Here is a 12904-nt window from a genome sequence, read left to right as displayed (position 1 = left end):
ATAAATCCAACAAGCTCGCGGTTTCATAGAAGGGCAAAAAAGACTCGCCACACCAAAATAACACCGAGGAGAGCTTACTTATGTCATTCCGACTCAACGAACTTGCCCGTTTAACCATGCCTGCCCTGGTGGCGGCCACTTCTATACTGGTGCCAACCAAGATTTTGGCCGAGGAGACCAATTTCCAGCTGGAAGAAATCACGGTTACCGGCTCTTACATTAAGCGCAAGAGCCAATCCGACCAGTCAACGCCACTGTCGAGTTTCGACCAGTCCAGCTTACAGGACGCTGGCGTAAAGGATCTGCGTGACCTGATTGAGATCATGCCGACCAACTCGGGAGCCCAAAACAACTCCGATAACCTGACACAAAACTTCACCGCCGGTACCTCCAATATCAACTTGCGGGGTCTTGGTGTCTCTTCGACGTTGGTGCTGCTGAACGGCAAGCGTCAGGTGCTGTCGGCTGTACAAACCAACGATGGTTCAAGCTTTGTCGATACCGCCTCTCTGGTTCCAACCCTGGCGGTGGAGCGCATGGAAGTGTTGAAGGACGGCGCCTCAGCGATTTATGGCTCTGACGCCGTTGCCGGTGTTGCCAACTTTATTACCCGCGATGACCTGGACGGCGCGGAACTGCAATGGGAGTATCGCAAACGTACCGACAACGGTAGCCAGGATGATCTCAATATCGACGGGGTTGTGGGTGGTTCATTCGGAGAAAGCGGCCACTTCCTGCTGGCGGCCAGTTACCTCGATCGCAGCAGTCTGGTCGCCGAAGAGGTGGATTGGCTGGTACCTACCGACTCACTGAGTGGTTCAGGTAACCCTGGCACTTTCGTTGGCGATTCCATTGGCAAGGTTGCAGACCCCAACTGCGAAGAGCACGGCGGATACCTGATCGGCGGTTCATGTCGGTTTGATTATGGTCCCCAGGTGACCTTTGTACCGGATGAGCAACGTATCCAGGGGTTTGCCCGTGCCACCTGGGACTGGGACGAAACCACGGAAGTCTGGTCGGAGATCGGCTACGCCCGAAACAAAATCACCCGGGAAGTTTCTCCCAGTTTCCCCGTACTTAATGCGCCCACTGTATCTGCCGACCACCCCGAAAACACTTTCGGCGAGGACGTCCTGTTTATCGGCCGACCCTACGGTAACGGCGCACCGACGGAACTGAATCACTACGATCACAACACCTTTCGTTTCGCCTTTGGTGCCAGTGGGGAATTTACCGAGAGCCTCTTCTGGGAGGCATCCTATGTGGGCGCTCAAAATGATGTGGTCATCAATGTACGAGACGTGAACGTCAATAACTACCAGCGAGCCATTGATGGTCTTGGTGGCGTCAATTGTAAGGGGGACGTGCCAGACGCTGAAGGCTGCCTGCGGTTTAATCCGTTCTCTACGTCATTCACCACCGCTCCCAATGATCCGGCACTCAAGGACTACATTATTGGTGAATACCTGGGTGATGCAGAATCCGAAATGAATGTCATGGAGTTTATCGTCTCTGGTAATGACCTGTTCTCTCTGCCCGGTGGCGAGGCGGGTTTTGCACTGGGCTTTCAGTACCGCGAAGAATCCCTGAGCTACGTATACGACACCATCACTCAACACGATGGCTGGGGCTTTTTGATCGGTAACCCCAACTTTTCAGGCGAGCGGGACGTATCAGCGGTATTTGCCGAGGTAATGCTGCCGTTGACCGAAACCATAGAAGTCAGCGCAGCGGTACGCTACGAAGACTACGGCGGCGTAGTTGGCGATACCACCGACCCGAAACTGTCCGTACTCTATCGGCCCACGGAAACCCTCTCTTTTCGAGGCTCCATCAGTACTTCCTTCAGGGCGCCCTCGGTGTTCCAGACCCAGGGCATACAAACCAGCTTTGTGAATATTCGCGATCGTGACGCCAATCTGGTGGATGGCGAAGTCGAACTCAAAGATGACACTACCTTCAGTGGCAACCGCACGGTGGGTACTGACACTCTAACGCCAGAGACCTCAACCGCTCTGAATATTGGGCTGTCCTGGGCGCCCAACGATGTATGGGAAGTGGATCTGGACTACTGGAGCTTCACCTTCGAGGATGTTCTCACGCAAACCAATGCCCAGGCTATTGTCAGCAATGAAAACTACATTCGCGGGGGCGCTCCCGATGCTAACGGTGTCTACAACCCCAATCCTGACCTGAATTTCCGCGACCCCCGAGTGGTCCGAGATTCCGCTGGTACGGTATCCATCGTTAATACAGCATTCGTAAATGCCAACGCTATCGAGACCAGTGGTATAGACCTGTCTGTACGCGGGTACTATGAAACCGATATTGGCAGCTTTTCGCCCTCGTTCGATAGCACTTACGTGCTTACCTACGATCTCGAAGACGAAAGCGGCAACAAGATCGACGGTGCCGGCAGCCGCAACCGTACCAACTTCGGTAACCCGTCGCCGGAACTCAGAGCGAATCTGGGGCTGGGCTGGGCCTATGATAAGCACAGTGCCAATCTATTTGTTCGTTATGTCAGTAGCTATGACAATGATCAGTATGGCCAGTCCATCGAGAGCAGTACCACCATGGACGCCCAGTACAGTCTGGATCTTGGTGACTGGCTAAAAGACGATACCGAATCCACTCTTACCCTGGGGGTCGTGAATCTGACCGGTGAAAACCCTCCCTTCGTAAAAACCCCGGCAAACTACGACCCTCGTACAGGAGATCCCCGCGGTCGTCGGATCTACGTAAAGATTGGAACCAAGTTCTGATCTGAGGCCAACACGCTTCTGCACCGTCGATTGTGAAAGGGTCCGCTCAGCATCAATCGGTGATCAGCCCCGCTTAGGCGGGGCTCTTTTTTTGGAGAAGAGAGTATGCAATAAGATGAAACCGTTTTCTCACTACCTAAAAGAAGCCGCCAAAGCAGCGGCATCAGGCGACCTTTTTCTGGAGTTCTCGCGGCAATGCTTTGTTCATAACGAATGGGGGATGGCAAGAAAATATGCACTGATTGCCATTGAGCAGGGTAATCTCAGCCGCGCTGAAGAGGCTCAACAACTGCTGGAGGTCATCAGTCAAAGAATGTGGAGCTGATATTTTCAGTTCATGCGGTCCAAAAGGTTTTTTGCCCGCGCAAACAGCTCCCGAGGATCATAGGGTTTGGTGATGTAGTCGTCGGCACCCAGCTCCAGGCCCACAATATGATCAATGTCGTCGCACTTCTGGGTGACCAGAATGATACCGACACTGGAGCGGCTCCTGATTTCGCGGGTCAGCGTGAGTCCGTCTTTGCCCGGTAAGGTAATGTCGAGCAAAATAAGGTCAACCGATTGCCGTTCGAGAATTTGCTCGGCCTCCTCGGCATCACTGGCTTTAAAAACGGTGTAGTTTTCGGATTCAAAATAGCTGACCAACAATTCCTGGCTGGCTTCTTCATCTTCGACAATCAGAATTCTGGGGGTGGTAGTCTGTGTCATTCCTTCCATTTCCGGGGTGAAACAGGCCAGTGAGTGTAATTCAGGAGCCAGGCCTTTACAAGAAAGTGCAAGGGTGCAGAGACGTCAATCTATACCTAAAATAGTAAACAAAAGCACCGGCGTGGGATAACAGAGGATATTACTATTTCAAATATAGAGGTAGATGCTAATACTCTCTCGCAATATTGCAGTAAAAAGGCAAATAGAAAATAAGGTTAGTAGTCATTAAGGTTAAACGACAGGACACGCCCATGCCAAAGCGCACATCAGATTTCCCGCTGCGCAACAGTCTTTCTTTCCGACAGGCCAAGAACGCGGTCATCGTCGCGTTTATTATCGGCATTGTAGTGAGTGCGTTTCAGATCTGGCTGGACTATTTTTCACTTCGAAACGAAGTAAGAACCTCCATCGTCGATATTCTGCGTACCGCTAACCGCGCCTCAGGCCACGTAGCCTACAATCTGGACGAAACGGGGTCGCTGCAAATCACCCGGGGGTTGGTGAGCAATGGCCCGATTACCAAAGCCACCATCAAGGACAATTTTAATATCGTGCTGGCGCATGCCGAGAAAGACATCGAGCTGGAGGAGTCTCCCTTCCTACGCTGGGTATTCGGCTCACCGGAGACCATAGAAGAAAAGCTGTTCAAAAATGCAAATAGTGATTTTCTGGCCGGCCGATTGATTGTCGAGATCGATCCGCTGGTGACCGCCGAAACCTTTATCCAGCGATCCGTTGTGGTGTTTTTGTCCGGAATCTTCAGGAACGTTGTTCTTGCGGTTACCCTGTTGGCGGTCTTTTATTTTACGCTGACAAAATCCATTCTCAAAGTCAGCAGTCGATTGCGAACCGGAACGCCCAACGAGCGTATTCCCATGCCGGAGGCCCATCACTCCGATGAATTTGGCGTACTTATTGATGAGTTTAATCGCCATCTGGAAATCATTGAGGATCAACACCGGCAAATCGTCGAAAACAACAACAACCTTGAGCGAATCGTGGCTGAGCGAACGCTGCAACTTGCTGACAAGAATCGCGAACTTGACAAAGAGAAAAACGCCGCGTTGCAGGCCAGCCAAACCAAATCGGATTTTCTGGCCATGATGAGCCACGAGATCCGAACGCCTATGAACGGCATCATGGGCATGATCAACCTACTTAACAATGAGGTCAAAGAGCCAAAACAAAAGGACTATATCGAATCCATCCTGGAGTCGAGCAATACCCTCTTGACCTTGATGAATACAGTGTTGGACTACTCCAAATACGAAAAGGGGCAGTTTACCTTTCAGAGTATCCCCTTCAGGCTGGAAAGCCTGATCAAGGGCATTCTGTTTTTCTTTTCCAACCTCGCCGATCAAAAAAATGTACTACTCACCTCTGACATAGAGAAAAATGTCCCCGATACGCTGTTGGGAGACCCCGAAAAACTTCGTCAACTGTTGCTTAACCTGGTGTCTAACGCCCTCAAGTTTACCGACAAAGGGCACGTGACACTGAAAGTATCGCTAAAAGAAAGCGACGGTGGCTACGCCAAGGTTCGGTTTGACATCATCGATACAGGCGTGGGGATTCCCACGACCTCCGGCGATGCCCTATTCGAACCCTTCGCGCAAGCCGACAACGCCCAGGGGCGTCGACGGGGAGGTACCGGTCTGGGACTCACGATCTGCAAAAAAATCGTGGAACAGCAAGAGGGAACCATTGGGTTTACCAGCGAGGAGGGGAAAGGCAGTTGCTTCTGGTTTGAACTGCCGTTCCAGATCGCGCCGGAAGGAGCGGGTGAATCAGATGGTGCCGTCACCAGGTCTAAGCTGGAGCCACTGACCATTCTGGTGGTCGACGATATCGAAATCAATCGCCGGCTGGCGAAGGGACAATTGGAAAACGACCATCACGAGGTTTTGCTGGCCAACAACGGGGTGGCGGCGATCAATATCATGAAAAAACGCCCGGTTGATCTGGTGTTAATGGATCTGCAAATGCCGATTATGGATGGGCTGGAGGCGACCCGACGCATCCGAACCTTGTCGTTACACAACGCAGGTGATACGCCCATTATTGGCGTTACCGCCAATGGCTCGGAAGCCGTTCTCGCAACATGCAAAGAGGCAGGCATGAACGAGGTGGTGATCAAGCCCATCGAGTACGAAAGCCTGCACAACGTGATTGCCACCTACTTTGAGGGCGATCAACTCGATGAGGGCAGGGCGTCCACCTCCTACAGTCTCGGGTATCTAAATTCCACCTTAATCAACCAGCATCATAATGCGCTGGGTCATGAAAAAACGATTGCACTGTACAACAAGGCCAAAAAGACACTCAGGGGGCTGGTCAATGATATCAACAGGCTACAGAGCGAAGGGGAAAAAGAGGAACTTGCCAAAAAGGCCCACGCGCTGTCCGGTCTGTGCCTTAACTTCGGATTCTCCCTGTTGAACGAATCGGCAACGGAGATCGAAAAGTCACTTTTAGAAAATGATGCGGAGGACGTGGGAGAAAATGGCAACAAAGTCGAACAATTAAACCAATTGGCCATGGAAACTCTGGAGGTTCTGGAACAGGTTCTCAATGAGGCAAACGATGTTACGCACAATGCCTAGAGTACCAGCGTGGTTAATGCTCAAGGCTGTAACCACCGTGTTTCTGTGCTTCTCGTTGCTGAGCAGCAAAGGGGTTTTAAGCTCACCCCTGAAGCTGGTGACTCTGCAATACCCCCCATACTCTTATCAAAGTGGTCAACACGTCAAGGGGGTGGCGGTGGATATTGTTACTGAAGTGCTCAACCGTATGGAACAACCCTTTGTCATCGAACTGCTGCCATGGCCGCGAGCAATCCGCAGAATCCGTGAAGGGCAGGCAGACGCCATTTTTACAATTTACAAAACATCGGAGCGTCAGGCCTTTGCAGATTACTCCAACGAGGTGATTATCGGACAGACTATCTCGCTGTATGCCAGGCGAGAGCACGACATACTCTACGACGGCACGCTGGCCAGCCTTAAACCTTATTCCTTTGGCGCGGTGAGGGCGGTCTACTACGGCGAACTGTTTGAACAGGCCGTAACAGCGGGTGTTATACTGCCGCCTGATCTGGTGGACAATGGCGAAAACAATCTACGAAAACTGCTGAGAATGCGCTTCGATATCCTCATCAGCAACCGACTGGGGGCGGAACATATTTTGAGAAAAATGCAGGCTCAAAACCGTGTTAAAGTGCTTGAGCCGACACTGGAGGAGGTGCCCAGCTATCTGGCTTTTACCAAGGCCAAGGCGCTAACAGAGACGAGAATGAAATTTGATCACTATCTCAAAGCGTATAAACGTGAGGACTCCTATCGCCTGGCGATAGAAAGGGTCAATAAAAGCTACTCACAACCCTAATAAAGGCTCACAGACCATGCAAAGTACCCTTTTCAGCACTCAAAATACCCGCGATCGGCAAAGGCTTATTGCTTATCTGGAAGAGCGCGACATGGAGGTTCGCGCCCTGACAATACCCTCCGATGGTCTTGATCTCAGCGAAGAAAACAGTAAAACCGACTTTTTCATCCTCCATATTCGAGGTTTCTCCGATAGTTGCACAGAGTTGTTAAAGACAATCAGGTCTAGCAATGGCGCGCCGGTCATGGTCATTGACGAAGGGGCCGATGAAATCGACAAAATTCTGGCCATCGAAATGGGGGCTACCGATTACGTGCAGGCCAATGTCCATGATCGGGTGATTCTTGCTCGTATACACGCGATGCTCCGCCGCGAAAAACTCAATGACCAGCTGGACCATTCGTCAAAGTCGGACAACAGCGAGCAATCGACGATAGAATCACAGGGTAATTGCCTGGAGTTTGCCGGTTGGCAGCTCAACATTCGTACCCGAATGCTCACCTCTCCCACACAGCTCCAGGTCAAATTGACCAATTCGGAGTTCACTCTGCTCATGGCTTTTATAGAACGCAGAAATCGCGTGCTCAGCCGCGATCTACTGCTACAGGCCTGCTACGAGGACCCCTCTAGCGTATTCGACCGCAACATTGATTACCTGGTGCTCCAACTTCGGAAGAAACTTGAGGCCGACCCCAAAAAACCAACTATCATTAAAACGGAACATGGCGCGGGCTACCTGTTTTCGCCCAAGGTGAGTAGACCCAAAAGCGTCGTCTGATCGTTGGGCGGCCTGATAGGACGTCCACACATGCTTGCATCCCGCTCTCTTATCTATATAGGTGTTGGGCTCTATTTGGCTCTGCAGGTTGGTGCCTGGGGTAGCGACGGACAAGAGCAGTCTGAGCTTGAGGAAATTGTGGTGACCGGGTCCTATATCCGCCGCCCGGATCAGGCCGACTCCTCCAGTGCCTTTATCCAGTTTGACCAGGCCAGCCTGCAGGATAACAGCGTTAAAGATATTCGTGACCTCATCGAGTTAATGCCCATCAACTCAGGCGCTCAGAACAATTCTGACAATCTCACCCAGAACTTTACCGCCGGCACCTCCAATATCAATTTGCGTGGGCTTGGGGTATCGTCAACGCTCGTATTGCTCAATGGGCGCCGCCAGGTGCTGTCGGCGGTACAAACCAACGACGGTTCCAGCTTTGTTGACACCGCCTCGCTGGTGCCAATGTTAGCCATAGAACGGCTGGAAGTGTTAAAGGATGGAGCATCGGCGGTGTACGGCTCTGACGCGGTGGCGGGGGTAGCGAATTTCATCACCCGTTCTGACTTCGAGGGCTTTGAGCTTCAATGGGAATACCGCGAGCGAACCGATAACGGCACCCAGGATGATACCAATATTGACCTCATTGCGGGAGCCTCCACTGGCGATCATGGTCACTTTCTTATTGCCCTCAGTTATCTGGATCGCAGCAGTCTGGTGGCGGGCGAAGTGGATTGGCTGGACCCCATCGACGGTTCCAGTGGCTTTGGCAATCCCGGTAGCTTTGTGGTGCCCTCCGCCGGATTAACAGTCGCAGATCCCGATTGCGAAACCTTCGGCGGTATTTTCCAACAATTGAACAATGGCAGTACGCTGTGTCGGTTTGACTTTGGTCCTCAAGTCACCTTTGTCCCCGACGAACAAAGGTTGCTGGCGTTTGCTCAAGGCCATTGGGCCTGGAGCGACAACACAGAGCTGTGGGCAGAGATTGGTCATGCCAGGAATGACATCAGCCGCGAGGTATCGCCCAGCTTTCCGGTACTGAATACACCGCTTATTCCCGCCGGTCATCCGCTGAATTTTTTTGAGGAGGATGTGTTTTTTCAAGGGCGGCCCTACGGCAATGGCCAACCCACAGAGATCAACCGCTACAAACACAATACCTTCAGGGCGGCACTGGGAGTCTCGGTGGAATTGTCCGGCAACCGCTATCTGGATGCCTCTTTCGTGTCCGCCAAGAACGACGCGCTCATCAATGTCAGAGACGTAATTGCCGCCAACTTTCAAGCAGCGTTGATGGGGTTGGGAGGTATCAACTGCGTTGGCAACAGCCCGGGCGTGAACGGTTGTCAGTACTTTAATCCATTTTCCAGCGCCTTTAACGTCGCACCCAACGATCCACAGTTAAAGAACTATATTATTGGCGACTACCTGGGCGATGCGTTGTCAGAATTAAAAACACTGGAGGTTGTCTACTCCGGCGATTTGATTGCAATGCGCGATGGCATGATGGCATTTGCCCTGGGCCTGCAGCGTCGGGAGGAATCGCTGCGCTACACCTACGACTCCATCACCCAGCAAGACGGCTACGCCTTCTTGATTGGTAACCCCAACTTCTCCGGCAGCAGAGATGTGGATGCCATATTTGGTGAGCTGTTTGCCCCCGTTACTGCCAACCTGGAGTTGCGTGCTGCACTGCGTTACGAAGACTACGGTGGGGGAGTGGGTGATACTATGGACCCACGCTTGTCTCTCCTCTGGCGACCGCGAGAAACAATATCTCTGCGTGCCTCCGCCAGCACATCTTTTCGCGCGCCCTCTGTGTTCCAGACCGCGGGTATTCAAACCAGCTTTGTGAATATTACCGATGCCGACGGCTCCACCACCTTTGCTGGCAATCGCACGGTTGGGCGCGATTCCCTTGTTCCTGAGCAATCAACAGCCTACAACCTGGGAGTATCCTGGGAGATCGACAAGCGCTGGAATCTGGATCTTGATTACTGGCGCTATAGTTTTGAGGACGTACTTACGCAGGAGTCGGCTCAGACAATCGTGAGCAACGACCCGTTTGACGAACGCGTTGAGCGCACCTCGGCGGGCACCATTGCCATTGTGCGCACCGCGTTTGTTAATGCCAACGAAATCACCACTGACGGTATTGACCTCAATGTGGTCGGTACCTATAACCGGGCCAACGGCACCTGGACGCCCACCTTCAACGCCAGCTACTTGCTCAGCTACGATCTAGTGAACGCCAACGGCGTGCGTATAGACGGTGCCGGGCAACGGAATGGCACCAACTATGGCAACCCGGCCCCGGAATTTAGAGCCAACCTGGGATTAAACTGGGCATTCGGTCAACACAGCGCCAACCTCTTTTGGCGTTACGTCAGCAGCTACGACGATGAACAAACCGGCCAGGGCATTGACCACTTCTCCACGTTTGACCTGCAATACAGTCTTAATCTCGGGTCGCGCCTGAGGAAGGATTCCGAGACCCAGGTGACCCTGGGTGTGATTAACATCACCGATGAAAATCCGCCCTTTGTCGCCATTGCGGGCAACTATGACCCGCGCACAGGCGATCCAAGAGGGCGGAGGGTATTTCTACGGATTGGGTTCAGATTGTAAGGCGATGAACTACATGGCTGTTGTTTCACTGTGGTCACAAGGGCTGAGTAGCTTTATGAAGCAGGGAGCACGTGCTATCTATTTAGGAGGACTATATACGGTGATTAGAGCAATCATGAGGGTTTAAAAACGCCTATTGGCTCTATTTTTGACAATAACGGAACCCAAGTCATAAGACTACCAGCGCAGACGTGTTTTCCTGACGAAGTGAAGAAGGTAAACGCACGTGTTATCGGAAAAGATATGGTGATATCCGCTCCAAAAACCCCCTGGGGCAGCTTTTTCAAAGCTCAGGAAAGCGTGAGCGAAGACCTTCTGGAGGAGAGGGTATCTCAAAAACAATCGGAGTGATCGGATAGGCAGCAAAGTGTCATAACCGGTCTTAGAAACTCGCAGGATTGGTGCTCTGACGGCGTTGTTTATGCGTAGGGCGGATTAGGCGCTTGCGCCGTAATCCGCCGGTTTTGCCGGAGATGTTCGTTGGCTTCGGCCCGGTTTTTAACACCCTTGAATGTGCCTGCAACAGGTGATTTATACACGGCCGCCGCCAATTTAAACCTTCGGCGGATCGGTGGATTACGAAGCGCAAAGCGCTTCTAATCCACCCTACGTCGTGCGGCCGTTGCGGACATTATCGAACGCCCATGGTGCCCTGAACCAGGATTATGAACTTCCGGTTATGGCACTTTGCCGCTATAGACTGAACCCATACAGCTCACAGATTCTCCTGAAGATCCGTATAAACAAGCAATCCCGAATCAAATCACTCCACGCCGAATCTGATCACGCTCCATGGATTCAAACAGCGCGGTGAAATTCCCTTCCCCAAATCCGTTATCTTCCTTGCGTTGGATAAACTCAAAAAACACCGGCCCCATCACACATTCTGAAAAAATCTGCAACAACAGCTTGGGGCTTTCACCTTCGGTAGAACCATCCAGCAAGATGCCGCGCGATTGCAGTTCTTGCACCGGCTCACCGTGGCCGGGCAGACGTTCTTCCAGCATTTCGTAGTAGGTTTCCGGTGGCGCGGTCATAAAGGGAACGCCGGCTTCTTTCATGCGGTCACAGGTGGCGAAAAGATCATCGCTCAGCAGGGCGATGTGTTGAATGCCTTCACCGTTAAACTGCATCAGAAACTCTTCGATCTGGCCGGTGCCCTGCGAACGCTCTTCGTTCAGTGGAATACGGATCTTGCCATCGGGCGCGGCCATTGCGCGCGAGTTTAGCGCAGTTTTCTCACCTTTGATGTCGAAATAGCGGTACTCGGCAAAACCAAAGATCTGCTCGTAGTATTTGGTCCAGTAATCCATGCGACCTTTATAGACGTTGTGGGTCAAGTGGTCGATGGTGTGAAAGCCAAAGCCCTCTGGGTGACGGTCAATGCCATCGATAAATTCAAAGTCAATGTCGTAGATGGAGCTGCCGTCTTCGTAACGGTCGATCAGGTACACAGGTGCTCCGCCAATACCGCGAATGGCGGGCAGGCGCAGCTCCATGGGGCCTGTAGGGATGTCCACTGGCTGGGCACCGTGTTTGATGGCGTATTGGTATGCCTGCTGCGCGTCTTTTACACGGAACGCCATACCACAGGGGGAGGGGCCGTGTTCTTCGGCAAAGAAGGCCGCCGGGCTATTGGGTTCGTAATTGATAATAAAGTTAGCGTCACCTTGGCGCCACAGAGTCACGTCCTTAGAGCGGTGGTTGGCAACATGGGTGAAGCCCAGGCTTTCAAACAGGGGCTCCAGAAGGCCCTTCTCAGTGGAGGTGTATTCTACAAATTCGAAGCCGTCCAGGCCCATGGGATTCTCGATAGTCATTATTCTCTCTCCTTCTCCGGTTGCTGTTGTGTGTTAAGTGACAAGCGATGGAGAGATTTTATAGTTGTTCGCACAACTAATGACTTGATCCAGATCAATCGTAACATTCGATATGAAAATAGATTTAAAAACTTGATTCTAGTTATTTGAACTTTCAATTAAATGAGGGCTATTCCCATTCATCATCGTATTGATTGGCGAGCGTTTCCAGGTGCCGGTCCAGCTTGTTCATCAACCGCAGCAGAGTTTCTTTTTCTTCAGGGGCAAAGCAGGCATCAATGGATTCACCAGTAGAGATGCGCTGGGGAGTGATGCTGTCATGGAAGTCGGCGCCCGCCTGGGTCAGCAGCACGAGAGTCTTGCGGCGGTCCCGCTTGGAGCTGCGGGTTTCAACAAACTCCAATGTTTTCAGGGTCTTAACGGCACGGGTGATGGTGGCGGCGTCCATCCCTGTCACCTCGGCCACCTGGGTATTGGTGAGGCCGCCATAGGCCCCCAGCACGCCCATCACCCGCCATTCTCTTTCGCCGATATTGGCCTCCGACTCCTTCAACAGAGTAGACAGCTTGCTGCCGGTATCCGACATGCGCAGCGCCATTCGGAAAAAGCGATAGGGCAGAAAGCTCTGCAGATCCATTGGGTAGCGTACCTTGGCTGCTGTGGGCAGGGTCACGCTTCTAATTCCTTGAAAGTCTTTAGTTTTTTCTTCGTTCGAGGGCATCAGAGAAGCTCCTTCACACCACTTGGCTCTGTATTTCGTATCGGATTAGGAAATCAGAATTCTAAGTGAGTCTACTTTCATCTTCAAACTCTTAAATTGAATATAA

10 protein-coding genes are annotated in these 12904 nt (G+C 52.1%); 7 read left to right on the top strand and 3 right to left on the bottom strand.

Annotated features, from left to right (window positions below; genetic code table 11):
• Positions 1–80: 80 nt before the first annotated feature.
• Both HBA55_RS28775 and HBA55_RS28770 read left to right on the top strand, forming a co-directional pair.
• On the top strand, positions 81–2765 hold the full coding sequence (locus tag HBA55_RS28775) for a TonB-dependent receptor plug domain-containing protein (protein WP_166998631.1): 2685 nt from the start codon (positions 81–83) through the stop codon (positions 2763–2765).
• Between the two features lie 115 nt (positions 2766–2880).
• Complete coding sequence (locus tag HBA55_RS28770; protein ID WP_166998629.1) at positions 2881–3090, top strand: hypothetical protein; 210 nt, start codon at positions 2881–2883, stop codon at positions 3088–3090.
• Positions 3091–3095: 5 nt separating this feature from the next.
• On the opposite strand, the gene HBA55_RS28765 is transcribed toward HBA55_RS28770, so the two are convergent.
• Positions 3096–3473 carry a response regulator gene (locus tag HBA55_RS28765; RefSeq protein ID WP_166998627.1) on the bottom strand — a complete coding sequence of 126 codons (378 nt, stop codon included), beginning with the start codon at positions 3471–3473 and terminating at the stop codon, positions 3096–3098.
• 251 nt (positions 3474–3724) lie between these two features.
• Between HBA55_RS28765 and HBA55_RS28760 the strand changes: the two genes are divergently transcribed.
• The 5 genes from HBA55_RS28760 to vapB all read left to right on the top strand — a co-directional run bounded on the left by HBA55_RS28760 (position 3725) and on the right by vapB (position 10608).
• Entirely contained in the window at positions 3725–6076 is a 2352-nt protein-coding gene (locus HBA55_RS28760) for an ATP-binding protein (protein ID WP_166998625.1), read from the top strand.
• Entirely contained in the window at positions 6069–6857 is a 789-nt protein-coding gene (locus HBA55_RS28755; RefSeq protein ID WP_166998623.1) for a substrate-binding periplasmic protein, read from the top strand. The genes HBA55_RS28760 and HBA55_RS28755 overlap by 8 nt, the downstream gene beginning before the upstream one ends.
• 16 nt (positions 6858–6873) lie before the next feature.
• Entirely contained in the window at positions 6874–7635 is a 762-nt protein-coding gene (locus tag HBA55_RS28750) for a response regulator transcription factor (protein ID WP_166998621.1), read from the top strand.
• Positions 7636–7665: 30 nt separating this feature from the next.
• Entirely contained in the window at positions 7666–10257 is a 2592-nt protein-coding gene (locus HBA55_RS28745) for a TonB-dependent receptor domain-containing protein (RefSeq protein ID WP_166998619.1), read from the top strand.
• Between the two features lie 135 nt (positions 10258–10392).
• Positions 10393–10608, top strand: coding sequence for a type II toxin-antitoxin system VapB family antitoxin (gene vapB / locus HBA55_RS37605; RefSeq protein WP_338109483.1), 216 nt, complete (start codon positions 10393–10395; stop codon positions 10606–10608).
• Between the two features lie 407 nt (positions 10609–11015).
• Here the strand turns inward: vapB and hppD are convergent, their stop codons facing one another.
• Positions 11016–12077 carry a 4-hydroxyphenylpyruvate dioxygenase gene (gene hppD / locus HBA55_RS28740; protein WP_166998618.1) on the bottom strand — a complete coding sequence of 354 codons (1062 nt, stop codon included), beginning with the start codon at positions 12075–12077 and terminating at the stop codon, positions 11016–11018.
• Between the two features lie 169 nt (positions 12078–12246).
• A complete protein-coding gene (locus HBA55_RS28735) occupies positions 12247–12750 on the bottom strand; it encodes a MarR family transcriptional regulator (protein ID WP_166998616.1) in 504 nt (167 codons plus the stop codon).
• Positions 12751–12904 lie beyond the last annotated feature (154 nt).

Source organism: Pseudomaricurvus alkylphenolicus, from assembly GCF_011683955.1.
Lineage (GTDB): Bacteria > Pseudomonadota > Gammaproteobacteria > Pseudomonadales > Cellvibrionaceae > Pseudomaricurvus > Pseudomaricurvus alkylphenolicus.
Note: the sequence above shows the minus strand (reverse complement) of the source record. Positions and strands in the feature narration are given on the sequence as shown.

Coding starts and splice junctions, on each gene's coding strand:
- hppD (WP_166998618.1), bottom strand. CDS start 12,077: ATGACTATCGAGAATCCCATGGGCCTGGACGGCTTCGAATTTGTAGAA.
- HBA55_RS28750 (WP_166998621.1), top strand. CDS start 6,874: ATGCAAAGTACCCTTTTCAGCACTCAAAATACCCGCGATCGGCAAAGG.
- HBA55_RS28760 (WP_166998625.1), top strand. CDS start 3,725: ATGCCAAAGCGCACATCAGATTTCCCGCTGCGCAACAGTCTTTCTTTC.
- HBA55_RS28775 (WP_166998631.1), top strand. CDS start 81: ATGTCATTCCGACTCAACGAACTTGCCCGTTTAACCATGCCTGCCCTG.
- HBA55_RS28755 (WP_166998623.1), top strand. CDS start 6,069: ATGCCTAGAGTACCAGCGTGGTTAATGCTCAAGGCTGTAACCACCGTG.
- HBA55_RS28765 (WP_166998627.1), bottom strand. CDS start 3,473: ATGACACAGACTACCACCCCCAGAATTCTGATTGTCGAAGATGAAGAA.
- HBA55_RS28745 (WP_166998619.1), top strand. CDS start 7,666: ATGCTTGCATCCCGCTCTCTTATCTATATAGGTGTTGGGCTCTATTTG.
- HBA55_RS28770 (WP_166998629.1), top strand. CDS start 2,881: ATGAAACCGTTTTCTCACTACCTAAAAGAAGCCGCCAAAGCAGCGGCA.